This window comes from Leptothoe sp. LEGE 181152, from assembly GCF_032906605.1.
GTDB lineage: Bacteria > Cyanobacteriota > Cyanobacteriia > Phormidesmidales > Phormidesmidaceae > Leptothoe > Leptothoe turfae.
Window position 1 is genome coordinate 41,305 of the sequence record NZ_JASATU010000067.1, and the last position, 24,752, is coordinate 66,056.

The window sequence follows — 24,752 nt, forward strand, 5'->3', positions numbered from 1 at the left end:
ACATAGGGTTGAACAAGGCTAACCCCATACACAAACAGGTGTAGTCCTACCAAGAATTTTTGCCACAAAACCGCTACTCTAGTCTATTTCCAAGCTATCGACACTTAATGGCACTAATTCATGATCCGTTGTAAACGCCATCCACATCTCCTCTTCAGGCTCAATGGTGACTCCAGTTAGGGCACAGCGCTCACGACGTTGCGCTTCGGCAGCCATAATGGCACGAATTTGCTGACGCTGTATCTGAAAGCCAGGATCATCAGAATGTTGACGCACATAATCCCACAGCACCTCGCGTACCAGTGACTGATACCCACGACTGCCTGCCAGGGTTTTGAGCTTATCAATCAGCTCCCGCTCGAAACGGATGCTAGTGACTTGCATATCAGTAGTGGGCAGCTTGGTATTCAGGCTCATTAATCGTTTTTAGGAATTATATAGAATGGACACTTACATACTACAGTTGTAGTACAAAAAGTTCGAAACCGTAAGTCTGAGTTTACATCCCCTATGGAATTTTTTTCTGTACTGGTTTAAGGCAAACGCCATAATATCCCAATGTACTTCTACTACAGTAGCGTTCAGCTCCATGCCTCTAGCCACTACTAGGACAGGTTACAAACTGGTTGTTCGATTGCTTTAATCTTAAAGAACATTTGCAGAATTGACTCATTTTAATAGGCCATTTCACGTATCGCTCTCGAATTTTGACAGATGTGACAAATCGTACATATCAAGAGTTTTTTCTCTGGGTAAAGGCCAATCAAAAAGATTGTTCTCAATAACCATCAAAGCTAATTAAATCAAAGCAAACCGTTCTTAAAAAGATCAGCTAGAATTGCGAAATCAGCAACATACTGCCTGTGTATAATATGTGTCACATATCTAGGCAATCTTTAGGAAATTGCCCATGAATATTTGCAACGGTGCAAGCATCAATAACCACAGGTAATTTAGGTCCCCCCAACCTAATCCGCCCAAAATTCTAAAGACATTTGACATTTTGCTGCCTGAAAGCATTAGCCAGGTGAGCAGATGCCCCCCCATAGCTTATTTCCACAATGTGCAGAAATACTTACTGTCACGCCTAAGCCAACTGAGTAAGCTAGATATACAGGATGATCGTCCTAAGCTCATAGTTAAGATACCCCTAAATCCATGTTTAGCGATGTAATTCAAATAAGAAACCAAACCTTTAATAAGGGGATCTAATGAAGTTCAATCGTTATCGATCTATAACCATAACGAAACAGTAGCATTTTGATAGCTGCATTTTGAACGCGTTGGTCAACCTCAACGTAACTATTGATTAATTTAATTTGTTCATTAGCTGACAGGGATCGCCATGACTACTAATCGGCAAGGACCTTACCTCGTTGGGGATAATAAAAAGCAGTCCTATTCTGGGCGTTTACATCAGCGTCTAGATGAGGCGATGCAAGAAGGCACTGAAGTTCAGGTTCGCCTTCCTTGGGGGGGGTTAAGTGGTGTTCCTGTATACCTGGACGATACCTGTGTTGAAATCGTTTATGTTCATGTATACGAGCCTGATGAAGACGATGAGCCCGACGACGAAGTCTCTCGCCGAACCGTTTGGCTAGTGCGTCTGGAAGAGATCAGTGCCGTCTCATTTGTCAGTGAAAGCTGGTCGAAAGAACGTTTGGAAAAGTTATTCATTCCAGACAAGAAGGAAGATGCCTCCTCGGCTCAAGATGTAAGTACTGAAGAATCAACCGACTCAATCGACTAAATTATTACCATTGCTTATCCTCGGGAGGATTTGCTCTGCAAGATATGAGGGCTAAGGTAATTTTGCTAGATCAACTCATCCCTAAATCAGCAATGATATTTAATTCTTGTCACATGAAAACAATTAGTGGGTAAGCCAGTGGCTGATCACTCACTAATTGTTTTTTATTCAGAACACAAATTTCTTGATAACCCAATCCTTTGCGCGTCTAATTGCTTCACTTCGGCTATAGGCCTTGGGTACAGCTACCGCACTGCCTGTAGCATAGTCAACCCAGGCTGTATAAATCGTTGCTCCCAGATAGGTGCCACGGGTAATTTGGATCGTCACACCGCGATAGGGAAAGGAAAAAACAGGATTGATATAGTCGGGGTCAGCAATATGCATAATATGGCAAAGTGACCGTGGCACTCGTTTTTTATAACCCAATTCAGCCCTCTCTATGGCCATCGAAATTGTCCGTTGCGAACTTTCGGCCTACGATTCTGCCATTCGTACCATCCGCGAAACCGTATTTGTAGCTGAGCAAGGTGTACCTGTAGAACTTGAGATGGATGACCGTGACCCCATTGCCAAGCATGTACTGGCCTTGGTTGACGGCTGCCCTGCAGGCACAGCCCGCCTAGACATCCGTAATGATGGAAAAATTGGTCGCCTAGCCGTATTACCTAGCTTTCGACGTCGAGGACTGGGACGGCGAATCATGGAAGAAATCGAATCTATTGGTCGCGACCATCAGCTACCCCAACTATGGTGCCATGCACAGAAAATGGCAGTCCCGTTTTATCAATCCCTGGGCTATGACATTACGAGCCCTGAGTTTTTAGAAGCTGGCATTGTTCATTGCAAAATGAGCAAAACTTTCCCCACCTAGGCATAAAGGTCAGCTACATAGTCACCATAGCCGTTGTAAATCAACGTATCCTGCTTTTCCCAATCCCATGCTTCGCCTGCACCCACCAAGCGTTCTCGTTTCTGTGACCAGCGGGGATGAGGGACGTCAGGCTCAACATTAGCCTCAAATTTGTATTCGTTGGGAGAAATTGTATTCCAATAGGTGGCTGGTTGCTCTGCTAGGAACTCGATTTTGACAATGGATTTAGCGCCTTTAAAGCCATACTTCCAGGGCACCACCATACGAATCGGAGCACCGTGCTGTTTGGGCATGGTGCGACCGTAGATACCCACAGCAAAAAAGGCTAGGTCATTGGCCATTTCCTCAATGCGTAACCCCTCGTGATAAGGCCAAGGTAAGTTTGAGAACGATATTGAGGGACCTTCGGTAATGTTCTCGTCATAGAACGATTCAAAGCGCACAAATTTGGCATCTGATGTCGGTTCTACATCTTCTAAAACTTTACGCATGGGAAACCCTAACCAGGGAACCACCATGGCCCACGCTTCAACACAGCGAAATCGATAGATGCGTTCTTCTAGAGGAAACCTATTATAGAGATCGTCTAGATCATAGGTTTTAGGGTTTTTGACTAACCCTGAAACCTCCAGTTTCCAGGGATCTGTGGGCAGTCTTTGGGCATTCGACCAGATATTCTTAGTAAGGCCAAATTCATAAAAGTTGTTGTAACGACTGGCAAATAATTGGTTAGTCACCGAACGCCCAGCATCTGCAAATACCGAATTCGTTGTGAAATTACTGAGGGGGTCACCAAACGTGCTGGCTAGTTCCTCGGTCCCTTGTGCAGTTAAGGGGCGACCGGTACAGCTCGTAGCCGCAATCCCCAGCCCCACACCGGCCAAGTTCTTTAGAAAGCGACGACGGTTTAGGTAAGCAGCTTTTGACGTTGCGAATTTTTCAGGCAATTGCCAGTTGGGACGAATGTGGATAAAGCTCATGACTTCGGCGAACAGAGAACGTGACAAATGCAGCTGCTGATAGATTAACGTATGCACCTGAGGCCTAAATGAGCAGAAACTGAATGACAGCAGTAGGCGAACCGCACTGTGGCACAATAAAACCTAGTCGTTAAATAACCCTGCATTTAAGAAGCCCTGTGAGTACTGCTACCTCTACCCGGCGCGCCGTTTTTCCCTTTACTGCGGTAATCGGCCAAGAAGATATGAAACTGGCCCTGATCTTGAATGTCATTGACCCTAAGATCGGCGGGGTGATGATCATGGGTGATCGCGGTACTGGCAAGTCCACGACAATCCGTGCCTTGGCAGACCTGCTGCCTGAGATCAGTGTGGTAGAGAACGATCCGTTTAACCGTGAGCCTCAAGATCCTGAGGTTAAGCGTGAGTACGAAGGTCAGTCTATTCCAGAAGGAACCATGAAAGTACCCATGGTGGACCTTCCCCTGGGTGCAACTGAAGACCGTGTATGCGGCACTATTGACATTGAAAAAGCACTATCTGAGGGTGTTAAAGCTTTTGAACCTGGTCTGCTGGCTAAAGCTAATCGCGGCTTACTATATGTAGATGAGGTCAATTTATTAGATGACCACCTGGTAGACGTACTGCTAGACTCTGCTGCATCAGGACGTAACACCGTAGAACGTGAGGGTATTTCCATTCGTCACCCCGCCCAGTTTGTATTGATTGGCTCGGGTAATCCTGAGGAAGGTGAACTTCGCCCTCAGCTGCTGGACCGATTTGGCATGCACGCTGAAATTCGTACCGTGAAGGACCCCGTCCAGCGCGTTCAGATTGTGGAACAGCGCTCTGAATTCGACCAAGACCCCGACGCATTTTTGGCTAAGTACGATGCTGAGCAGAAGGCTTTGCAGGACAAAATCGTTAGTGCACAACAACGACTCAAGGATGTCACCATTGACAAAGAGTATAAATTGCAAGTGTCTCAAGTATGCTCTGAGCTAGATGTGGATGGCCTGCGAGGCGATATTGTATCTAACCGGGCAGCGAAGGCGCTTGCCGCTTACGAAGGCCGCACTGAAGTAACCCTTGACGATATCCAAACAGTGATTGCCCTTTGCCTGCGCCATCGTCTGCGCAAAGATCCGCTGGAGTCCATCGACTCGGGATACAAGGTGGAGAAAACCTTTGGTAATGTCTTTGGCGTTACTATCCCTGATCCGTCTACCAATGGTCGTACTCCCGTAGGTGCTCGATAAATGCGCAAACGAATCCTAGGACTGGACCCTGGTTTAGCCATTTTAGGATTCGGCATTCTTGAATATGATCCAGCAACCACCCGAGATCTGAAACCAGATCTCGCGGTGGTCGATTTTGGTATTATCGAAACCCCAGCAGGGACCGAGGTCGGTTCACGGTTGTGTACGATTTACGAAGATCTCAACAGTTTGATTGAGACTTATCATCCCGATTCTGTTTCCATTGAAAAATTGTTTTTTTATCGCATGGGCAACACAATTTTGGTAGCCCAGGCGAGAGGTGTTGTCATGTTGGTGTTAGCCCAGCATAAATTACCTTTTGTGGAGTTTACCCCAGCCCAAATTAAGCAGTCTCTTACAGGTCATGGCAACGCTGATAAACAAGATGTACAGGAAGCTGTCAAGCGAGAATTAAAACTTGAGAAGATTCCCCGTCCAGATGATGCTGCTGATGCATTGGCCGTTGCAATGACGGGTTGGTTTAATTTAGGTTGAAGCAACAATATTCCAAAATATTGGGGATGTTAAATATTAGGGGATATTTAAGACAGTGGGGCATCCACCAAGGAATGCCCCGGCAAAATTTGGGTATTATGAGGATGAGCGTATTTTCTCTGACCAAATACGGGTGGGTAGACCCCAAACGTAGATAAAGCCTTCGGCGGCTTTGTGATCAAACTGGTCATCTGCGCCGTAGGTGGCTAGTTCCTCTGTGTAGAGAGCGTTAGTGGATTTACGTCCCACGATGGTGGCATTGCCTTTGAAGAGTTTTAGACGAACGGTGCCAGAAACTTGCTCTTGGGTTTTGTCGATAAAGGCATCAAGAGCTGCCTTAAGGGGACTGAACCAGAGACCATTGTAGACAAGCTCGCTGTAGGTTTGTTCAATGCCACGCTTATATTGAGTGACATCGGCCAGCAGGGTGAGACTTTCAAGATCGCGGTGGGCAGCAAGTAGGGTAATCAGAGCCGGGGTTTCGTAGATTTCGCGAGATTTGATACCCACCAGCCGGTTTTCGAGCAGATCAAGACGACCAATGCCGTGATTGCCTGCAATATCGTTGAGCTGGCTAATCAGATCCACCGGGCTCAGGCTGTTGTCGTTGATGCCGACAGGAATCCCTTTTTCAAAGTTAATTTCAATGTACTCGGGTTCGGCGGGGGTATCGGCAATGGCCTTAGTCAGGGTATACACTTCTTCCGGGGGTTCGGCCCACGGATCTTCGAGGATACCGGCTTCAATGCTGCGGCCTAGCAGGTTGCGATCAATGCTGTAAGGGGAAGACTTTTTGACTGGGAAGGTGAGGCCAAACTTCTCTCCGTAGGCGATGGCTTCTTCACGACTCATGCCCCATTCGCGGGCAGGAGCCAGAACTTTGAGGTTGGGATTGAGGGCCGCGATCGCAACATCAAACCGTACCTGGTCATTACCTTTACCTGTACACCCATGGGCCACTGCATCCGCCCCATATTTTTCCGCAGCAGCTACCAGTTCCTTGGCAATGAGTGGTCGGGCCAGGGACGTTGACAGCGGATAGCGATCCTCATAGAGGGCATTGGCTTTAATTGCCGGAAACGCATAGTCCGTCACAAATGTTTCGGTCACATTGGCCACTAGCGACTCCTTCACGCCTGCGGCCTGTGCCTTTTTCTGAATTGGGCCGAGTTCTTCACCCTGACCTAGATCCGCCGCCAGAGTAATGACCTCTTTGACGCCAAATTCATTTTTCAAGTAGGGAATGCACACAGTCGTGTCCACACCGCCAGAATAGGCTAGTACAACCCGTTCAGCCCGACCCATAGTTTTAACCTAGAAATAAAATCACAGCCATTTATTATTGCAGTTTAAGAAGGCTCAAGGTATCTAGATTCTTGATATTTGCGATTAAATCGTGACACGCCAATTATTACGGACAAGAGTGAGAAGGCCAACAAACTTGCCTGAGATAGTCTGACCAGACCGTTATCATAGAGGGCAATGCCCCTAATCATGTATCCATGTATTTCAGTGTTGTTATTCCCGCATACAACCGCAGACCCATTCTAGAAAAATGCCTGCGGGCCATGGAACACCAGATAGTTCGCCCCAATACACAAATCAAAGGGTATGAAATCGTGGTGGTGGATGATGGCTCCACTGATGGCACCGTTGAGTGGTTACGGTCTGAACAATTTCCCCATGTCAAACTCTACGAGCAAAACCACAGGGGCGCTGCCGTTGCCCGTAACCTGGGAGTAGAGAAGGCCATCGGCGATACCATCATTTTTATCGATAGCGATTTAGTGGTGCTCGATGGCTTTTTACAGCACCATGCCGATGCCCTAACCAAGCATTACACTAGTCAGGGCAATGACCGCGTATTTACCTATGGGCGAGTGGTGAATACCTGCAATTTTGACGAACCTACGTCAGAACCCTTTAAGGTGACGGACTATTCCCAAGCCTTTTTTGCAACAGGGAATGTTGCGATCGCAAAACATTGGCTCACTGAAGCAGGATTATTTGATACCCAGTTCACCCAATATGGCTGGGAAGACTTAGAACTAGGCGTACGCCTCAAAAACTTAGGGCTAAAGCTAGTCAAATGCCCGGAAGCCGTAGGGTATCACTGGCATCCACCCTTCAGCCTGGACGATTTACCCCGACTCATTGATGTAGAAATCCAGCGGGCACGCATGGGCGTCGTGTTTTATCAAAAACACCCCACCCTGGACGTGCGTATGATGATTCAAATGACCTGGTTACATCGGTTGCTATGGGGCCTGCTTTCCCTGGGTGGTCTGCTGAACGAACGCACACTCAAACCTTTATTGCAGTGGCTGATTGACCAAGGACGTCCTCAGCTTTCCCTAGAAGTCGCCCGCATTTTTCTGAACTGGTATAACGTCAACGCTGTCTATGCGGCCTATCGAGAGCAGCCATAGCACGCAGGCGTACCCCTATGGGTGAGGCTATACTGACTTAAATTTATCTATTATTTAGATAGGCACCGTATACAAAGCCTACTCAAGCTTAACCTAGGTTCCGTAGACGCACGGTGAAACTGACACAAGCTACGTATTCATACGCTACCAGGAAAGCTATACACGTCGTACACTTTGACAACTCAATTTTTTGGCTTGATTTTATAATCCTTTTGAGGATTCTGTACTCACAGATACACCAGTCTTCATCCGTAGTAGCTAGGTTGATATGAAAATCAAAATATTAAAAAACGTATAGCGACCATCTCTAACTGCTCTTATTATGAATTCTGACAACGTTCAACTATTTCGTATGCTAATTGAAGCCGGGGCTCAACCGGGGGAGGATTTCTCCTATGACCTCAGTCAAGGAACTTGTCACATTAACGAGCGCGGCTTTATTTTGCTGCAAACTGCATTTCCCGATATTAACTGGCATGAAATCTCTAACGTCATTGAACGGGATTTAGATAGTCCTGTGCAAAGACTGAATCAACATCTCGGTGTTGATTTTCTAGCGACCCTCCTACAAAAACTGCAAAAGCGGCTAGAACAACTCCCCACGAACGAAGCCGCTTGGTATATGCATCAAGTTCTCGGTGGAATAGAACAGCGCACCGGAATCGCCCTCTACCAAATCATCCAACGGGATCTTCCACCAGCAATATGTCAGCAGTTGGATCAGCTACTCAAGCTTACCCCCCTCACTCCCTGCAATCTGTGGATAGAAGATCTGGTCATTGCTGCAGGGGGTGCCGCCCAAGACATTGATTATGAGGGAGGCGACGTTTTACTAAGTGAGGCTGGTGTTGAGCTGCTTACACAAGTATGGACAGGGGAATTAGAAGTTCAAGATGATCTGGCTGCTTAGTAGCAGACTTGATGGATATTTCCAACGACTGCTCTCAAACCTTCTGAAAAAACTATGTCCATTGTGGGTAGTCGGCATCCACTATAACCATTGCGCCCGTAATATCTACAGAAGCATCACAGGCCAGATATAGAGTTGCTCGGGCGATGGCTCGGGCAGCATCTTTATCGCGTTTAGCCATGTGAAATACCCTATGGGCAAGGGCAGTCTGATAACTCGATAGGGTCGCTCCACTGACGGCCACATGGGGCCAAATTAAATTAACTCGCACTCCTGACTGAGTAGTGCCGTCGGCAATGTCACGGGTCATTGCCATCATCCAACCCCGGCTTATGCCCTCTACAACATGCATTCCTTTATGGGGATAGGGCACAATGTTGATAATCGAACCCGTGGCCGAACGCTGCAAAAATGGCAAAGCATACTGGCTGAACAGAAAGGCTCCTTGCAAACTTAGGCCAACGATATGCTCCCATGATTCTGTAGTGAGATCTAGAACAGAGGCTTCATTCCCTAAGAGGCTAAAACTAGCGTTATTACACAAAATATCAATACGACCAAATGTAGCGATCGCATCTTTAATGACGGTTTCCACATCATTGGACACAGCCACATCCACTAGACAAAATCTCGCCTTAGCGCCTTGTTGTTCTAAACGATGAACCAGTTTGTCACCATGGGCTTTATTGATGCCACAAAGAACTAATCTAGCCCCATGACGTGCCAACAAGCTGGCCATTCGACGCCCTACTCGACAGTCTCCTGATGTAATGAGAGCAACGCGGTTTTTCAGCAACATTATTAACCCCGTGTCCTGGCCAGTTAAAAAGATTCTATGCTTTGAAATCTTAAGGCATTATAGGGTGGTTAATTTGTAAGAAAAGAGAACTTAAAATGTAACAAAGAGATTCTTTGTAAAAAAGAAAAAAGAGATTTTCTAGCAACAGTTCCTATGTCAGTACATGAGGCTGTCAGTACATGAGGCCTGAAACAATTGAGGTTGCTCAATATGGCCGATAGTTATCCCACTAGGGGGACTACCCAGCAATAAAGTCCCAGGCTAGGGCTGTGGATGGGAAATGGGTGGTTACTTAGCTGCAAGCGCCTAAGCAACGCTGGGCCTCTAAAAAGCGCAGCCTTTTGGTAGAGGTTCAACAGTCTCTAAGCTGGGTAAAGAATCCTCAACGGGTTGAAAGCCAGACTCCACGCTACCGCCCAGCGCCTGACCACCATAATGACTCTGTAGCCCCCCCATATGCCCTCGAATGACTACCTTTTGATCGGGCTCAATGGCAACAGGTCCACCACTGCGGGTAAACGGCTGCTCATTGACATGACTGTGGGCCAAAATACGTCGATAAATGAGATCGCCTGATTGAGCATCAACCACTTCCCACCAATCAGAATACTGCTCACACCCGGTATCAGCACTGCTAATGGTTACGGCAAATGTGTAGTTGCCTGCTTCACCAGTAACGGCGACTGCGTCTATATCAGCCACAGGGAGACCGCTAGCATCGGTAGGGTTTGTCGAAAGAGGTTCAACCACAGGTTCAGCCACTGTCTCAGGTACAGGAGTCGGTGCAGAGTCTAGCCTACTGGGATCTGGAGATCCCGTACAGGCCAACATCGGCAAAAGTAAAAGTAAATATAAAACTCTATGCATGGGCTTGAGCGTATGAATTGAGGCAGTAACTGTACTTAAACCGCTGCTGCCACAGGTAACTGGGTCAAGATGTCTACCCCTTCTTTAGTCACCACAACTGTGTGTTCAAACTGAGCGGTTAGAGCTCGATCTTTGGTAATGGCAGTCCAGCCATCAGCCAATAATTCAACGTCATAGGTACCCACATTAATCATGGGTTCAATGGTAAATACCATACCGGTTGCCAACTTTTTCCCTTTGCCAGCTGTACCGTAGTGAGGGATTTGAGGTTCTGTATGAAAAATGCGGTGGACGCCGTGCCCGACAAAGTCACGCACCACAGAAAACCCTTCTGCTTCCGCGTAGGTCTGAATGGCAGCCCCGATATCACCAATGCGGGCACCGGGTTTAACGGCTTTGATCCCACGGTACATACTTTCTTGGGTGACCTCCACTAATCGGCGCGCTTGGGGTGAGACATCGCCCACTAAGAAGGTACGGGAGGTATCGCCATGGTAACCGTTCAAAATGGGGGTGACGTCAATGTTGATAATGTCACCGTCTTGCAAAATTTGCTTGGCATTAGGAATACCATGACAAACGACTTCGTTGACGCTGGTACAGATAGACTTGGGAAATGGCTCAACGCCCTCGCCACCAGGGTATCCCAGGGGAGCACTCTTGGCATTATGAGCCTGGGTCCAACGCTCAGCCTCGTCATTAAGTTCCAGGGTGCTAACACCGGGTTTAACCATTGGCTCAAGGTGATCCAATAGACGCGCAGCTAGCTGGCAAGCCTTACGCATCTGTTCAATTTCCCGTTTTGATAGCCGAATGATTCCTTTGAAAGCAGCGTCCACAATAGTTTCGTTCAATGGTTGTCTATCGAATGGGCGTCACCCCACTTACCTCACTCTAGCGCTATTGCCATCCTCTAGCCGCTAGATAATGAAAAATTGATTAAAAATTAGGAGTCATACCCATAGAGAATCAAGGGTTGGGAATTCAGATTTATATTTCAAGGGATGTGATACAAAGGGACGACGTTAAAGCATTGGTAAAGAAGAATGCACTTCTGGGCAATCTGCATTGTCTGTTTATACGTAGGGATCGAACTGTTTAACTGGGTAACCGGGCTACATTGGCTGGCGGATTTTTCACTGCCGATGTCGGTGTTAGCAGGGATAGGGCTTGCGATCGCAAGCAACACCGCCCCCAAACTTATCCAATCGGCTTCAACGACGCTCGCTGCTGACACCAGCAACTCAACGCCACTCGATGCCGCAGAAGCCGAACAGCCCACCACAGCAACGGCCCCTCCAGCTCAACCCCGTACCCAAGCCGCTCCATCCATCTCGTTTACGATCAATAAAAATATCCGCCCCTAAGAATTACGATCTATACGCTTTCCTTAGGCTCTTGTAACCGCCCAATGGTGTCAGTCACTGCCTGACGGGGCATCAGACGATTGGTAAACACCAATAGACGGTTGAAAATACCATGAACAGCCACCACCTGGTTACGCCCTAAGGCATCATAGCCAAACTGAGCCACATCTGTAGCATTGGGTAGCTTTAGCTGCTTAAAGAACTCTATATCGCCTAGATTGGCCCGAGCTTGAAAGTCAGTACCACGGGTAGGGCCAGGACACAGCACCATGGCCGTCACCCCTGTCCCCTTGACTTCATGGGCTAAGGCCTCAGTAAACGACATGACATAGGACTTACTGGCGTAGTAGGCGGCCATATAGGGACCAGGCTGAAATGCAGCCGTTGACGCCACATTGAGAATTTTGCCGTAGCCCCGCTCCAACATCGGCGGCAAAAACAGCCGTGTCAAATGGGTCAAGGTGACCATATTAAGCTGCAATAGGGCACTGTGTTTAGCCCAATTACAGTCAGCAAAGGGACCATAATCGGCAAAGCCTGCGTTGTTGATTAGAACATCTACTGTCAGACCTTGCTGCTGGACTTGCTCAAATAGCTTTGATGGGGATTCAGGTTGGCTCAGATCAAAACTGATCACATGGGCCTGCACATTATTGGACTGCGTAAGCTCAGCTTGAATTTGCTGTAGTTTATCGGTGCTGCGAGCCACCAAAATCAGATCGTAGTCGTTCGTGGCAAAAACCTTAGCCAGTTCGTATCCAATTCCACCAGATGCGCCCGTAATTAATGCTGTTTTTGCCATAGGTTTTAGCTCTATTTCTTCTCCACCATAGCCCTAAGATACGGCCAACCGATCCAACTATTAGGGTTCTCTTCACCCCATTCTATTTGGGCAGCAATATCTCTTCGGCAAGCCCTAATTTCGGGTAGGGTTCTCTCCCCTGGGTACAGTAAAAGCATTACGGCATCATAGTGACTGTAAGGCAAGCGAAGAGGTTCAACAGACAGACAACAGTCTCTCTTCTGCTACGACACAACACAATCGAGAACTGAGGAAACAACACATGATCGTACGCTACTGGCAACCTTTTCAAGAAATCGAAACCATCAAACAACAGCTCGATAACATTTTTGAGGATCTCACCCCCACAACAACAGATTGGATTCCCGCCGTTGATCTCGTTGATGCTGGTGATGATTATGTCCTAGAGGTGGTTCTACCGGGCATCAAGGCTGACGATATTAATATCGAAGCCAGCCGCAAGCACATTGCTATTTCAGGTGAGCGTACGGCTACTGAGGTTGGCGATGATCAGCAGATCCTCCGTCGCGAGCGTCGCTATGGTAGCTTCCAGCGTGTAGTCAATCTACCTGTAGCAGTTGATCATGAGCAGGTGAAAGCTGACTACAGCAATGGCATTTTGACAATACATGTCCCTAAAGCTGCCGAAGTTCGTAACCAGGTAGTTAAGGTAAATGTTGCTGACACAGCTGCTGAATAACGTCTTCTAGTTGTATACAGGCGTGTTTAGTTGGGAATACCTAATCACGCCTGACCCATTCTCTATGACTCTTCTCTAACTCTCCTAGTTTGGCTATGCGGCAGGTAATACCTGCCGCTTTTTTTATTGCGATGTTGGTTGCTGGGCAAACATTTTGGCAGGGCACCCACCAGGGGAGCCCCTACGGGGTTATAGATTGGGAACTAAAGGTTACGCGTTAAGGGCTGTTGGCGTTTAAGCTGAGTATTGCGTATTAGTAAATCCTTTGAGCAAAATCGACGGCTATGAGCAGTCCAGATCTGACCAATAGCTATACGGCTTCTGACACCGCTATTCCTAAACTTGGCCTATTCACGATGCTACGGCTGGGCATTTTCAATATGGGGCTTGGCATTATGTCATTGCTCACACTGGGGGTGCTGAATCGCGTCATGATTACTGAGCTGAGTATGCCTCCCTTGATTGCGGCGGGTGCGATCGCAGTCCATCAATTTATGGCCCCAGCCCGTGTATGGATCGGTCAGATGTCCGATTCTAAGCCACTTTTTGGCTACCATCGCAGCGGTTACATATGGTTGGGCATTGTTTCCATGGCGGTGATGGCCTTTGGCGCTGTCCAAATTGTTTGGCAAATTGGTAGTCGCATTGAAACTGCAGGCTGGACTATTGATGTCTATCCTTGGGTTGGCCTACTAGCCTTGATCTTTGCCCTTTATGGTTTGGCCTTAGCCTCTACGTCTACCCCCTTCACAGCGTTATTGGTGGATGTGTCGGATGAGGAAACCCAGTCTAAGCTAGTGGGAATCGGCTGGGGTATGTTGATGGTGGGCATCGTCTCAGGCGTAATCATCACCACCATTGTCCTCGACTCTTTAGGTGAGACCCCCACACTTGATGAACTACGGCGCTCGATTAATCGGTTGTTTATCATTGCGCCTGCCATTGTCTGTGGGATTGCGATCATTAGTACCTTTGGCATTGAGAAAAAATATTCACGCTTGAAAGAACGCACACGTCAGCGAGACGATCAGATTACGTTTGGAGCGGCTTTAAAGGTTTTAACCGCCAGCCGTCAGACTGGGTTGTTCTTTGTATTTTTGCTCGTACTCAGTCTCAGCCTGTTTATGCAGGATGCCGTCTTGGAGCCCTACGGCGGGCAGATTTTTGGTATGTCAATTGCCGAAACTACCCAGCTCAATGCTTACTTTGGCATGGGTACTCTGTTTGGCATTGTCGCAACTGGCTTTTGGTTGGCTCCTCGACTGGGTAAAAAGCGCACCATTAAATTTGGCTGTTGGTGGGCTGCCTTTTGCTTAATTCTGTTAATTGTCTTTGGTACCACGGGGAATCCTCAACAGCTGATGTTAGGTGTGGGTTTATTTGGCTTGGCTTCTGGGGTTTTAACGACAGGTTCAATCTTGCTGATGTTGGACTTAACCGTAACAGAAGTAGCTGGTACCTTTATTGGTGCTTGGGGGTTAGCCCAGGCCATTGCCCGAGGCACGGCTACAGTGCTAGGTGGCAGCTTACTTTCCTTAGGCAAACGTATTGTTGAAACTATTGCGGGTGGCCCAGTGCCTGAATCGCAGCTGCTGCCTGCCTATGGTTTGGTTTTTGGTACGCAGGCAGTTGGTATGTTAGTTGCGGTAGCCATTGTCAGTCGTGTGAACATTCGCGAGTTTCAGACCACTGCAAAGAGTGCGATCGCAACCGCCCTAGAAAGTGATATGGACTAACCCCATGACCCCAGACTGGCAGCACATTCTCACCATCGCTGAAACTGCAACCACCGTTGTCGGTGCGCAGTTACTCAAAGATTTTGGTAAGGCTACAGCAGAAGAAAAAACCGACGGCAGTCTGGTAACCCAATCAGACAAGTGGGCTGATGGTGAACTGCGGCGACGGTTACAAAAAGAGTTACCAGAGCATGGTGTACTGAGCGAAGAGGGCACCCATATTTTTCCTGAACAGGACTTTTGCTGGATTATTGACCCCATCGATGGCACCACAAACTTCACCCGTGGTGTGCCTCTGTGGGGAATTTCCTTAGGCCTGTTATACAAAGGCACACCAGTTTTTGGCCATGTGTACATTCCAACGCTGGATCAGCGGTTCCATGGGTTCTTTATGGGCACCTCCAGTCTGGAGGGACCCAGTGGTGCTTTTCTCGATGGCGAACCTATTCATACATCGTCAGACAATGTTGCAGGTAGTCAATTCTTCAGCCTCTGTGCCCGCAGCCTCAAAGTATTACAAAACCCCTTCCCCTGCAAAATTCGCATGCTGGGCGTAGCCACCTATAACTTACTGACCGTAGCCGCAGGCATTAGCTTAGGGGCAGTAGAAGCCACACCCAAAATTTGGGATATCGCCGCTGTCTGGGCCATCACTCAAGCGGCTGGCGCAGCCTGGACTCCCTTAGAGGACATAGATATTTTTCCTTTAAAGATTGGTCAAAACTATGGCAATCGTCCATTTCCTACATTACTAAGCGCCCGAAAAGAGCTAACAGAACTCTTTAAACCATTAGTAAATGTGATCCGACAGTAAGTTTTAAGGCGAGACTTTTGAAAGAGTTATTGCAGCTCACCTGCCATAGTCAAGCCATTTTGATTCTTTTATGATTTATTCGATGATATTCAATCTAATTTGGAGTAGTTGGTACTACTAGTCCATGCCCCTCTATGGAAATCAATCCTGAAGCACTCGATCCACCATCTCGCTACAAATTGCTGATTGGGACAGTGGTGCCCCGACCTATTGCTTTTGTTTCCAGCATCTCAACCACCGGAAAAACAAATTTAGCGCCCTTTTCCTATTTCAATGCAGTGGGACATAACCCTCTGGCATTAGCCTTTAGCGTTGCCCCAAAGTCAGACGGTTCGGCAAAAGACACGTTGCGCAATGTACGTCCTGTCTCTGAAGGTGGTGTGGGTGAGTATGTAATCAACTTGGCAGTAGCGCCGTACATTCGTCAGGTGGCTGAGGCATCAGAACCGCTACCCTATGGTGATTCTGAGTTTGACCATATTGACCTGACAACAGTTCCTAGCCAGGTGGTGAAAGCGCCAAGGGTTGCAGAATCTCCTGTTGCATTTGAATGTCGCACTATGCAAATTGTGCCGATTGGGACGTTTAATTTAGTCATTGGCCAGGTAGTCCATTGGTTTGTACGTGATGACTTGATAGATGAGAACCATCACGTTGATACTCAAAAGTTGGCTCCCATTGGGCGCATGGCTGGGAATAATTATTGCTATACAGAACGACAATTCACTATTCCAAATGGTTTAGCCAATTAATTTTCTCTCCTGACATAAGGCTAAACAGCTTCATAATGCATCAAAGAGTTATCTAAACCTCCAATATTTGAGCTATTGTGCAATATGAATAAACTCTTGAATTATTTTCTCACTATTCAGGGCTTTTTCTATGTAAGGCTTCTTAAATGTCACACTCTATCGTAAAGCAAGCTATTCCTATTGAATTACTTGAGCAGATTCGTAGTAATGAAAAGCTACAAATATTGATTAAGGAGATATGGAGCTATGGAAGTGGCATGTTTTTATGGTTCAATGCACTTCCCACGTCCGATCCTGACTATTTCCGAGAACCAACAATAGATGTATTTATTCAAGACTATGAAGAGGACTACGAAGCATTCAACGGTAGCGAAGACAAGCGTCTATTTCCTTTTACACCTGGAAAAGATTTAAACACATACTGTGATCTTCTAGAACAACTTTTGGAACAATTTAAAGCAGAGGATCCACTTCTCGCACAGAGAAAGATTTACTTTGGCACACGAATTGACAGACTAGTTCATTCATGCCTTTTGAAGGTCTTGGAAATAAAATTTCCTTTAAATACTCAACTAGCTGACTTGGCTATTTGGGGAGGTGAGCACATAAATTCAAGTAATCTACGTTATCTCACCTCAGGACAAGTGAAGGAAATTGCACAGATCCTTTGCAAAATCAGAGTAGATGAACTACTTCATCACTTTGATACTTCGGTATATGCTCCAGAGGACTGGCTTGAAGACTGTCGTAAAGCTAGTCAAGAATTCAAAAGATGTTTCGCAGAAGCAGCTGAGAAAGAGCAGGTTATCCTCGCTACAATAATCTGAATTAAAAATTTACTCATGCCTGAGGGGAATGAGCGCTAAATTTTGACGACTATTCAAGTCTTAGAAGGATTGACCTAATTCTGATCCCCCAGGTACGACCCACATACCAAGTGACCATCAAAAAGTGTCAACGCTCATGTCATCTTGAAAGATGCAATAAGATAAAAGCATTGGCATTTTAATTAGCCAAACCTGTTTGCTATGGCATTTATTAATCCTAAGACGGACTTTGCCTTCAAAAAAATCTTTGGTTCTGAAGAACACAAGGACATCCTCATGAGTTTCCTAAACGGGATGGTTTACGAAGGCAACGATATAGTTCAGGATCTAACCATTCTTAACCCCTACCAGGCACCTCGGATTCGTGGCGTTAAAGACACTTATCTGGACGTGAAAGCCCAACTCCACGATGGCAGCACCGTCATTATTGAGATGCAGGTATTAAATCTAGAAGGATTTGAAAAACGTATTCTTTACAATGCCGCTAAAGCCTACTCCATCCAACTGAATAAAGGTCATGACTATGCATTGCTCAATCCGGTAATTGCCTTGACAATTACCGACTTTGTCATGTTTCCAGAATTTGAGGGCTGGCTCTCCCGTTTTATCCTCAAGGAAAAAAACTTTTTATTCGACTATCCCATTCACGATCTGGAACTGGTCTTCGGGGAATTGCCCAAGTTCGACCGTGCCTTAGACGAATTGCACAGTCTTACCGATCAATGGGCCTATTTTCTCAACCATGCCCGTGAGCTAGAGACCATCCCAGAGTCCCTGCGGGTGGTGACTGCCATCAAAGAGGCATTTAATGTAGCAAATCAAGCCAACCTTACTCGTGAGGAGTTGGATGATTTAGAACACCAAGAAATGTTTATTCAGGATCAGCGTGGCGCCATTGTTAAAGCCTCTAAACAGGCTCTAGAGCAGGGTCTCCAACAGGGAATGGAACGGGGACAGCAACAAACACAATTGGATATTGCTCGAAGGCTGCTACCAATGTTGGACGATGATGCTATTAGCCAAACAACAGGTTTGTTAATCGAGGAAATTCAGCAGTTACGGCAAGAATAGGGGCAAAGAAGCAGTTCACGCTTAATATTGTCGCTAATACTGCCTCAAACAAACCTAAACTATCTCTAGTCAATAGTACCTGTTTCTAGAGCAGTTTCCAGATTTTTGCGAAGCAGAGACAACTGTTCCTGAAGAGCCTCCAGATTGCTCGAAGTAAGACCTGTAGCGTTAATAATGCAGCCAGGGATCTCGAGCACATCTTGCTTGAGGGTTTTTCCTACCTGGGTCAGATAAATGAGCACCTTGCGTTCATCCTTCGGATCCCGCTGTCGGGTGACGTAACCCATTTTTTCCAACCGCTTTAGCAAGGGCGTTAGCGTATTCGATGCCAAAAACAACCTTTCTCCCAATTCTCTAACAGCTTGTCCATCTTTTTCCCATAACACCACCATCACAATGTACTGAGGATAGGTAAGCCCAATCTTATCGAGCAATGGCTTATAGGCACGATTCATAGCGTGGTTGGCAGCATAGAGTGCAAAGCACAGGAAATCGTCAAACTGAAGAAATTCACTAGGGTGGGAAATCGAGTCAACCATGACTTCTTATCACAAAGAGCATAAATAGACGGCCTTACCAGGGGCACCAGCTATCTTCCAATCATAGCAACACGCGAATTAATCGCGCACGATTGACTTTTCAAGAACACTTGCTATCATTAAATCGTGTACAATTAATTCGCGCACGACTTATTTTGTGTTAAAGCTTTACATTCTGAAAACTAGAGGCAATTACCATGGAAGAAATTACATTGGTTCCGAGTAATTCTTTGATTACTGATACGCCTGAGGAGGGACGGCAGTTAGCTGTTAAAATGGCGCGGCTCATTATTAAAATGACGCAGCCAGATGCAGCCGAGAGAGATAAATTGCGAAATGTCTATGCGTCGGATGCCATGATGCTAATCGCTGTGGGGCAGACCGTTGCGACTGAGTTTGCAACTGTTGCTGCGGCTAACAATTATTGGCAGAAGTCTTAGCAAATATAAATAGCCTGCTCTGAAGATGCCTATGTGTAGAGCAGGCTGTTTGTAAGTATTGAGGCTGGAAGCCTACTTTTGATTATGGTCTAGCAATTTATAGCCTGTTGTGTTGTGGGGATGTCCGCTAAGCGACACTGAGGGCCGATTGTAAGACAGATTCAAACAGGGCTAATCCATCGGTTCCACCGAGTCTAGTATCTGCCGCTCGCTCTGGATGGGGCATCATGCCAAGCACGTTACCGGTTTTGTTACAAATACCAGCAATGTTGTTGAGGGATCCGTTGGGGTTATTGTTGTTGTCAACAGTGCCATCTGAGCTACTGTAGCGGAAAACAACTTGTTGATTATCTTCTAGAGACTTTAGGGTATCTGTATCAGCATAATAACAACCTTCACCATGGGCGATGGGAATCGTCACGACCTGCCCCTGGGTGTAGTTGCTGGTCCAAGTCAGAGCAGTGCGCTCTACTTTTAGAGGAGTGCGATCGCAAATAAACCGCATATCTCGATTTCGCATTAGGGCACCGGGCAACAGTCCCACCTCAGTCAAAATCTGGAAGCCGTTACAAATGCCCAAAACCAAGCCGCCTTTATTGGCAAAGTCCACAGCAGACCGCATCGCCGGAGAAAACTGGGCGACAGCACCACACCGCAGATAGTCACCATAGCTAAAGCCACCGGGGATCACCACCACATCTATATCACCTAAATCGCTATCTTCATGCCAGATGCGATGGGTGGGACGCTTAAGAATATCGCGGGTGACGTAAACGACGTCGCGATCGCAATTAGAACCGGGAAATGTAATGACACCAAATTTCATGGGACCAAAAATAGGTGGGGAATGGGTTGGGGAATGGGCTGGGGCCTAAATGTTGAATGGTGGGCAGTGTTCACCCTACGGAGTATCGAATATTAGGCGGTCGCCATCGTCTGTAATTCAATCCGATAATTCTCAATCACCGGATTTGCCAAAAGCTGATCACACATGCGATCCAATTGCTCGTTCGCAGCCTCTTCACTATCTGCCGTCAGCGAAACCTCTATATATTTCCCAATGCGAACCTGCGTCACATTGTCATATCCCATGTGCTCTAATCCAGAGCGCACCGCCGTACCCGCCGGGTCCAGCACCGAAGGACGAAGAGTCACATACACTTGAGCCTGATAAGTCTGCGCCACAATGTCAATCCAGAAGTAGACAAATTTAATACTATCGCACCCCTGGTATCACGTCGCCAGCAGGTCTACCCTAAGCACGGTACTACGATCTAAGCTAATAGAATCCATTCCTTAAATCCCATGGCTATTCGTCGGACCCGTAACCAGGAGCGCATCCTGGAAGCACTACAAAATCAGGAGCAAGCCATATCTGCTCAGGATCTGCATGGTGTGATGCGACAAGATGGTAGCCGCATTGGTCTGGCCACCGTTTATCGAGCCCTCGAAGCATTGAAACTAGATGGCACGGTTCAAGTACGGACATTATCTAATGGGGAATCGCTCTACAGTCTGACCCATGAAGATCGTCACCACCTGACCTGCCTCCGCTGTGGTGCATCGCTACCCATCGAAGAGTGTCCAGTCCATGAGCTGGAGAAGCACCTCAACGATTCCCATCATTTCCGCATTTTCTACCACACATTAGAGTTCTTCGGACTCTGCGCTAAATGCCAAGCGGCCTCAGGTTAAGGGGTTCCAGCTAAACTTGGGATCACTAGCTTGCCCATATTGCCCATATTTTTACTCTCGATCAGTTTGGGGCAGCCTCTAAGCTACTGCTGCTGTAAATCTCCCACAATGGATTTCATGCCTTCTAATGTGGCAGGAATCGCACGGGGGTCCATAAACATGACTTTACTGCTATCGCTAGCGCCAATTTTGCTACCGACATCTAGATAGCCCTGGGCCAGCAAAAACTGTAGCGCTTCGCGGGCGGCGGGATCGCTTTTTAGTTTTTGAGTCAGCACTTGCACAGCTTCTGCCGTGGCCTGAGCCCGCAGAACACTTTCTTGCCGGTCGGCCTGAGCCTTAAGCACGATGCTCTTTTGCGCTGCTTCTGCTTCCAGAATTGCTGCTTTTTTGCGCGCTTCAGCGGCTAAAACTTCTGCTTCCGCTTGGCCTTGAGCTGCGTTCACCGCTGACTCACGCTCACCTTCTGATGTCAGTACAGCGGCACGTTTGCGGCGTTCGGCAGCCATCTGTAGTTCCATGGAATCTTGCACAGCCTTAGACGGCACAATATCTCGTAGTTCTACACGAGTTACCTTGACGCCCCAGGGATCAGTGGAAATATCCAGCTCCCGCAGCAAGGTCTCATTAATGTCGGCACGGGCAGTAAATGTTTCGTCTAGCTCTAGTTGGCCCATTTCTGCCCGAATTTGGGTAAGCACCAGGTTGACCATGGCCGCTTGTAGATTTTCAACTTTGTAGTAGGCCTTTTCTAAATCGACAATCCGCCAATAAACAACGGCATCTACGCTAATAGAAACGTTGTCGCGGGTAATGCATTGCTGAGGGGGGACATCGAGCACTTTTTCGCGAATGGTTTGCTTATAAACCATCTTGTCGATAAAGGGCACGGTGAAATTTAAGCCAGGCTGGAGCTTTTTGCCGTTATATCGGCCCAGGCTTTCTACTAGGGCTTCATCTCCTTGATTAACAATACGGACTGAGCCAGCGGCCATGGAACCGCCAAGAGCCAACATAATCAGAAGTACAAGTTGTTCCATGATGTGTGTCTTTCTAAAAAATATTTTGGGATATTTTTGTAGGGGCGTCGCAGGCAATGCCCCCTACAACCGTCTCTACAAGAGGGCGCTTTCGGGCATGACAATTAGCGTATTCCCCTGACGACCAACGACAATGACGGTTTGATTGGTCGCGATCGCAACATCTTGATCACTACAGCATGCAGGCCATGAATTCCCCTCATATATCACGCGTCCACTTTGACCTGCTGGGATCGACGTAATCGTTCTTGCTTCTGTTGAATCCATGAGCGCAGGGGGTTGTCGCCGTGGAGAAAACCGTCGCAGTGCCCAGAACAGCAGCATTGAAAGCACCATCCACAGTGCCACCTGCCAGCTAAATGCAATGGGCAGCAGCATCACTAGCACCCCCACGGCAATGGCACTCACCCCTAAAGCAGATTCTAAAAATGCCGTTGGAATCATTAATTCCATAACACAGAGTGCTACGCCAAGCAGAATCCAAAAAATCGCCAAGCTCATTGGTATTTCACGTTTTAGCTATCTCAAGGGTAATCCAGCCAGATCCAGATCGGCAGAGATGTTAAAGAACTCCTCATTGTTAAAGAATTCCTCATTTGAGCGCTTTGCGACTACCATTAACCTAATCTTTTTCCCTTTGTAGTTCTAAACCGCGTCCAGGTTGAAGCCTATGGTTTCTTTAGGTAAAAATTCCAATTCTGGACATGGCAAATGTTTATATCGGCAAAATCGCTGGCTGACATGACTCAAATGGACGTCTACCCATTTAAAAAATACGTTCTAGCCCTGGGACCTGGGCGTGATGTGCCACCTGGCCAAAGCGTAAATGAACGCTATTGGGTGCTTAGTCCAGGTATATGGCATGATACCCAAGCTCCAGAGCCTCCAGACCATCCAGAAACTGTTTCAGCGGCGGCTTTACCCTACCTGCGAGCCTATCCTCACCAGTTGCATTTACCAACGGTTTATGGAGAATGCAAGCTGATTGATGGCCCTGTATTACTGCTCGATAATGCCCCGATTGATCGTCATGGCAGGCTGATGCCCACCCTAGGTACAGCCTGGGCTGGAACCACACCATTTCGCCAAGTTTATTGGTGCTGGCAGCTATTTAATCTGTGGCCCCACTTATTTGGCATGAATATGGCGGCTAGCTTGACAGCCCCTGAAGCGATCCATGTTGATGGCTGGCGCATACGGTTAAGTAATTTGATTCCGGGGCAACCGCCTCTTCAAAATCTGGCGAATTTGATTGCAGCGCTGCTGTCTAAGTCAGTACCGGCAGTTGCCAATAATCTCCGACCCGTTTTAGAGCAGTGCGATGGGTCTCAGCCAAATTTTGATCGCATCCTTGAGCAACTTAATCGAGTTCTACTGAGCCAGGCAATGGATATGTCGCTAGCGACTCAGGTAGCGGGTAGCACCAGCAGTGGCCAACTGCCCCACAATGAAGATGCCTGCTACCCTAGCAAGGTGGAACTAGAGCGGTCTAGCCCTGCTGATCTGCCTAGCTTGCCTCGGATTGCCGTGGTCTGCGATGGAGTCGGTGGTCATGCGGGTGGCGAAATTGCTAGCCAAACCGTGGTGCGATCGCTCCAGCTACAGTTCAGGGGGCTGCTGACAGAAATTGCTGAACAAGAAGAACCTCTGCCTCCCTATGTGGTGATGGGCCAGATTGAAGCCGCCATTAGGGTTGCCAATAACTTGGTCGCTAGCCAAAACGATAGCCAAGGGCGAACCGAACGGCAGCGCATGGGCACCACCCTGGTAGCCGCCCTGATGATTCCCCAACGCATTCCCACACCGCAGGGCTACGAAGAAGTGAACGAGCTCTATATTGCCCACGTGGGTGATAGCCGCGCCTATTGGATCACCCCCGAAGCCTGTCATTTACTTACGGTAGATGACGATGTGGCAGGACGTGAAATCACATCCGGCAAAAGCTACCCCGCTGCTGCCTATGCCCACACTGATGCCGGTGCTCTCACCCAAGCTCTAGGCACCCGCGAGGCCGATAGCCTCAAACCCCATGTGGAACGTTTTATCTTGGATGAAACCGGTGTTTTGTTACTGTGCTCCGATGGCCTCAGCGACAATCATCGCGTGGAAACATCATGGGCTAACTATATCGGCCTGATTGTGAAAAATATTGTGCCGTTACCCACTGCCGTAGAGTCTTGGGTGGAATTAGCCAATCAAAAGAATGGGCATGACAATGTTGCCGTTGTGCTCATGAGTTGCACCATGACAGGTGATACGGTCATTATTGATGACCCGATCACACCTCCATCCATAACAACCCAACAGGACATAGGCTATCCCACAGAGCTGACTGCGGCGTCTAAAGCCCTACTGTATGGGGAGAGTGAGGAGCCCACGGAAATGGAGACACCGACTGAAGAGAAACCGCGAAGATCCTTACAAGCTCTGGTTTTGAGCATTTTGCTCTTGATTGCTGTCAGTGTGGCTGGTGTAGCCGGAGTTTTGGTTTGGCAAAATCTACGCCCTGCTGCCATCCCGGATGACCCCCAACAGGAACCCATCACGGCACCCGATTCTTAATCCGATGCTTAGCAACCTACCCAAGGATAGAGCTAAGACTACCCGACTTTAACAACTACTGAGTT

At 47.6% G+C, this 24,752-nt stretch carries 29 protein-coding genes; 16 read left to right on the forward strand and 13 right to left on the reverse strand.

What is annotated here, in order from left to right:
• Window positions 1-78: 78 nt before the first annotated feature.
• Entirely contained in the window at window positions 79-417 is a 339-nt protein-coding gene (locus QGP82_RS32435) for a hypothetical protein (RefSeq protein WP_006518245.1), read from the reverse strand.
• A gap of 928 nt (window positions 418-1,345) precedes the next feature.
• On the opposite strand from QGP82_RS32435, the gene QGP82_RS32440 reads away from it, so the two are divergent.
• Window positions 1,346-1,750 (forward strand): hypothetical protein, encoded by a 405-nt coding sequence (locus QGP82_RS32440; RefSeq protein ID WP_163660576.1) that lies wholly within the window; start codon window positions 1,346-1,348, stop codon window positions 1,748-1,750.
• 168 nt (window positions 1,751-1,918) lie between these two features.
• Here QGP82_RS32440 and QGP82_RS32445 read toward each other — a convergent pair whose 3' ends face one another.
• Window positions 1,919-2,137 carry a hypothetical protein gene (locus QGP82_RS32445; protein WP_163671613.1) on the reverse strand — a complete coding sequence of 73 codons (219 nt, stop codon included), beginning with the start codon at window positions 2,135-2,137 and terminating at the stop codon, window positions 1,919-1,921.
• A gap of 55 nt (window positions 2,138-2,192) precedes the next feature.
• Here QGP82_RS32445 and QGP82_RS32450 point away from each other — a divergent pair, with 55 nt between their 5' ends.
• Window positions 2,193-2,624: a GNAT family N-acetyltransferase gene (locus QGP82_RS32450; protein WP_499062097.1), complete on the forward strand. Its 432-nt coding sequence runs from the start codon at window positions 2,193-2,195 to the stop codon at window positions 2,622-2,624.
• Here the strand turns inward: QGP82_RS32450 and msrP are convergent.
• On the reverse strand, window positions 2,621-3,604 hold the full coding sequence (gene msrP / locus QGP82_RS32455; RefSeq protein WP_163703709.1) for a protein-methionine-sulfoxide reductase catalytic subunit MsrP: 984 nt from the start codon (window positions 3,602-3,604) through the stop codon (window positions 2,621-2,623). The two genes, QGP82_RS32450 and msrP, sit on opposite strands and share 4 nt — an antisense overlap.
• A gap of 158 nt (window positions 3,605-3,762) precedes the next feature.
• Between msrP and bchI the strand changes: the two genes are divergently transcribed.
• Window positions 3,763-4,842 (forward strand): magnesium chelatase ATPase subunit I, encoded by a 1,080-nt coding sequence (gene bchI, locus QGP82_RS32460; RefSeq protein ID WP_348917922.1) that lies wholly within the window; start codon window positions 3,763-3,765, stop codon window positions 4,840-4,842.
• The gene (gene ruvC, locus QGP82_RS32465) at window positions 4,843-5,337 is read left to right on the forward strand and encodes a crossover junction endodeoxyribonuclease RuvC (protein WP_499062098.1); all 495 of its coding nucleotides are present in this window, start codon (window positions 4,843-4,845) and stop codon (window positions 5,335-5,337) included. It abuts the gene before it with no gap.
• Window positions 5,338-5,433: 96 nt separating this feature from the next.
• Here the strand turns inward: ruvC and QGP82_RS32470 are convergent, their stop codons facing one another.
• Window positions 5,434-6,642: an argininosuccinate synthase gene (locus QGP82_RS32470; RefSeq protein WP_163703029.1), complete on the reverse strand. Its 1,209-nt coding sequence runs from the start codon at window positions 6,640-6,642 to the stop codon at window positions 5,434-5,436.
• A gap of 197 nt (window positions 6,643-6,839) precedes the next feature.
• Here QGP82_RS32470 and QGP82_RS32475 point away from each other — a divergent pair, with 197 nt between their 5' ends.
• Window positions 6,840-7,766: a glycosyltransferase family 2 protein gene (locus tag QGP82_RS32475; RefSeq protein WP_163663361.1), complete on the forward strand. Its 927-nt coding sequence runs from the start codon at window positions 6,840-6,842 to the stop codon at window positions 7,764-7,766.
• A 322-nt stretch (window positions 7,767-8,088) separates the two neighbouring features.
• Window positions 8,089-8,676, forward strand: a complete 588-nt coding sequence (locus QGP82_RS32480; protein ID WP_163663363.1) for a protein kinase family protein — start codon at window positions 8,089-8,091, stop codon at window positions 8,674-8,676.
• A 52-nt stretch (window positions 8,677-8,728) separates the two neighbouring features.
• Here the strand turns inward: QGP82_RS32480 and QGP82_RS32485 are convergent, their stop codons facing one another.
• The 3 genes from QGP82_RS32485 to map form a co-directional block, all read right to left on the reverse strand.
• Window positions 8,729-9,475: an SDR family NAD(P)-dependent oxidoreductase gene (locus QGP82_RS32485; RefSeq protein WP_163663365.1), complete on the reverse strand. Its 747-nt coding sequence runs from the start codon at window positions 9,473-9,475 to the stop codon at window positions 8,729-8,731.
• Window positions 9,476-9,799: 324 nt separating this feature from the next.
• On the reverse strand, window positions 9,800-10,342 hold the full coding sequence (locus QGP82_RS32490; protein ID WP_250564900.1) for a hypothetical protein: 543 nt from the start codon (window positions 10,340-10,342) through the stop codon (window positions 9,800-9,802).
• Window positions 10,343-10,377: 35 nt separating this feature from the next.
• Entirely contained in the window at window positions 10,378-11,196 is an 819-nt protein-coding gene (gene map, locus QGP82_RS32495) for a type I methionyl aminopeptidase (RefSeq protein ID WP_284681703.1), read from the reverse strand.
• Between the two features lie 192 nt (window positions 11,197-11,388).
• On the opposite strand from map, the gene QGP82_RS32500 reads away from it, so the two are divergent.
• Window positions 11,389-11,709: a hypothetical protein gene (locus QGP82_RS32500; RefSeq protein ID WP_499062099.1), complete on the forward strand. Its 321-nt coding sequence runs from the start codon at window positions 11,389-11,391 to the stop codon at window positions 11,707-11,709.
• 10 nt (window positions 11,710-11,719) lie between these two features.
• On the opposite strand, the gene QGP82_RS32505 is transcribed toward QGP82_RS32500, so the two are convergent.
• Window positions 11,720-12,511, reverse strand: a complete 792-nt coding sequence (locus tag QGP82_RS32505; protein WP_499062100.1) for an SDR family NAD(P)-dependent oxidoreductase — start codon at window positions 12,509-12,511, stop codon at window positions 11,720-11,722.
• 262 nt (window positions 12,512-12,773) lie between these two features.
• On the opposite strand from QGP82_RS32505, the gene QGP82_RS32510 reads away from it, so the two are divergent.
• The 6 genes from QGP82_RS32510 to QGP82_RS32535 all read left to right on the forward strand — a co-directional run bounded on the left by QGP82_RS32510 (window position 12,774) and on the right by QGP82_RS32535 (window position 18,411).
• Complete coding sequence (locus QGP82_RS32510; RefSeq protein WP_163703024.1) at window positions 12,774-13,211, forward strand: Hsp20/alpha crystallin family protein; 438 nt, start codon at window positions 12,774-12,776, stop codon at window positions 13,209-13,211.
• 284 nt (window positions 13,212-13,495) lie between these two features.
• Window positions 13,496-14,947, forward strand: coding sequence for a BCD family MFS transporter (locus QGP82_RS32515; protein ID WP_163663373.1), 1,452 nt, complete (start codon window positions 13,496-13,498; stop codon window positions 14,945-14,947).
• A gap of 4 nt (window positions 14,948-14,951) precedes the next feature.
• The gene (locus QGP82_RS32520) at window positions 14,952-15,761 is read left to right on the forward strand and encodes an inositol monophosphatase family protein (protein ID WP_499062101.1); all 810 of its coding nucleotides are present in this window, start codon (window positions 14,952-14,954) and stop codon (window positions 15,759-15,761) included.
• Between the two features lie 134 nt (window positions 15,762-15,895).
• Window positions 15,896-16,513: a flavin reductase family protein gene (locus tag QGP82_RS32525; protein WP_163703021.1), complete on the forward strand. Its 618-nt coding sequence runs from the start codon at window positions 15,896-15,898 to the stop codon at window positions 16,511-16,513.
• Between the two features lie 146 nt (window positions 16,514-16,659).
• Window positions 16,660-17,340 (forward strand): DUF1877 family protein, encoded by a 681-nt coding sequence (locus QGP82_RS32530; protein WP_163703020.1) that lies wholly within the window; start codon window positions 16,660-16,662, stop codon window positions 17,338-17,340.
• Window positions 17,341-17,541: 201 nt separating this feature from the next.
• A complete protein-coding gene (locus tag QGP82_RS32535) occupies window positions 17,542-18,411 on the forward strand; it encodes an Rpn family recombination-promoting nuclease/putative transposase (RefSeq protein WP_163703019.1) in 870 nt (289 codons plus the stop codon).
• Window positions 18,412-18,476: 65 nt separating this feature from the next.
• Here the strand turns inward: QGP82_RS32535 and QGP82_RS32540 are convergent, their stop codons facing one another.
• Window positions 18,477-18,950: a MarR family winged helix-turn-helix transcriptional regulator gene (locus QGP82_RS32540; RefSeq protein WP_163703018.1), complete on the reverse strand. Its 474-nt coding sequence runs from the start codon at window positions 18,948-18,950 to the stop codon at window positions 18,477-18,479.
• Between the two features lie 197 nt (window positions 18,951-19,147).
• On the opposite strand from QGP82_RS32540, the gene QGP82_RS32545 reads away from it, so the two are divergent.
• Window positions 19,148-19,390, forward strand: coding sequence for a hexameric tyrosine-coordinated heme protein (locus QGP82_RS32545; RefSeq protein ID WP_163663383.1), 243 nt, complete (start codon window positions 19,148-19,150; stop codon window positions 19,388-19,390).
• 127 nt (window positions 19,391-19,517) lie between these two features.
• On the opposite strand, the gene purQ is transcribed toward QGP82_RS32545, so the two are convergent.
• Both purQ and purS read right to left on the reverse strand, forming a co-directional pair.
• Window positions 19,518-20,216: a phosphoribosylformylglycinamidine synthase subunit PurQ gene (gene purQ, locus QGP82_RS32550; protein ID WP_163663385.1), complete on the reverse strand. Its 699-nt coding sequence runs from the start codon at window positions 20,214-20,216 to the stop codon at window positions 19,518-19,520.
• 92 nt (window positions 20,217-20,308) lie between these two features.
• The gene (purS, locus tag QGP82_RS32555; protein WP_006518270.1) at window positions 20,309-20,575 is read right to left on the reverse strand and encodes a phosphoribosylformylglycinamidine synthase subunit PurS; all 267 of its coding nucleotides are present in this window, start codon (window positions 20,573-20,575) and stop codon (window positions 20,309-20,311) included.
• Window positions 20,576-20,695: 120 nt separating this feature from the next.
• Here purS and QGP82_RS32560 point away from each other — a divergent pair, with 120 nt between their 5' ends.
• Window positions 20,696-21,085, forward strand: coding sequence for a Fur family transcriptional regulator (locus tag QGP82_RS32560; protein ID WP_163663387.1), 390 nt, complete (start codon window positions 20,696-20,698; stop codon window positions 21,083-21,085).
• Between the two features lie 83 nt (window positions 21,086-21,168).
• Here the strand turns inward: QGP82_RS32560 and QGP82_RS32565 are convergent, their stop codons facing one another.
• Both QGP82_RS32565 and QGP82_RS32570 read right to left on the reverse strand, forming a co-directional pair.
• Window positions 21,169-22,125, reverse strand: a complete 957-nt coding sequence (locus tag QGP82_RS32565) for an SPFH domain-containing protein (RefSeq protein ID WP_163663389.1) — start codon at window positions 22,123-22,125, stop codon at window positions 21,169-21,171.
• 75 nt (window positions 22,126-22,200) lie between these two features.
• A complete protein-coding gene (locus QGP82_RS32570; protein ID WP_250566025.1) occupies window positions 22,201-22,578 on the reverse strand; it encodes an NfeD family protein in 378 nt (125 codons plus the stop codon).
• A gap of 258 nt (window positions 22,579-22,836) precedes the next feature.
• On the opposite strand from QGP82_RS32570, the gene QGP82_RS32575 reads away from it, so the two are divergent.
• Window positions 22,837-24,687 (forward strand): PP2C family protein-serine/threonine phosphatase, encoded by a 1,851-nt coding sequence (locus tag QGP82_RS32575; RefSeq protein ID WP_490794594.1) that lies wholly within the window; start codon window positions 22,837-22,839, stop codon window positions 24,685-24,687.
• Window positions 24,688-24,752 lie beyond the last annotated feature (65 nt).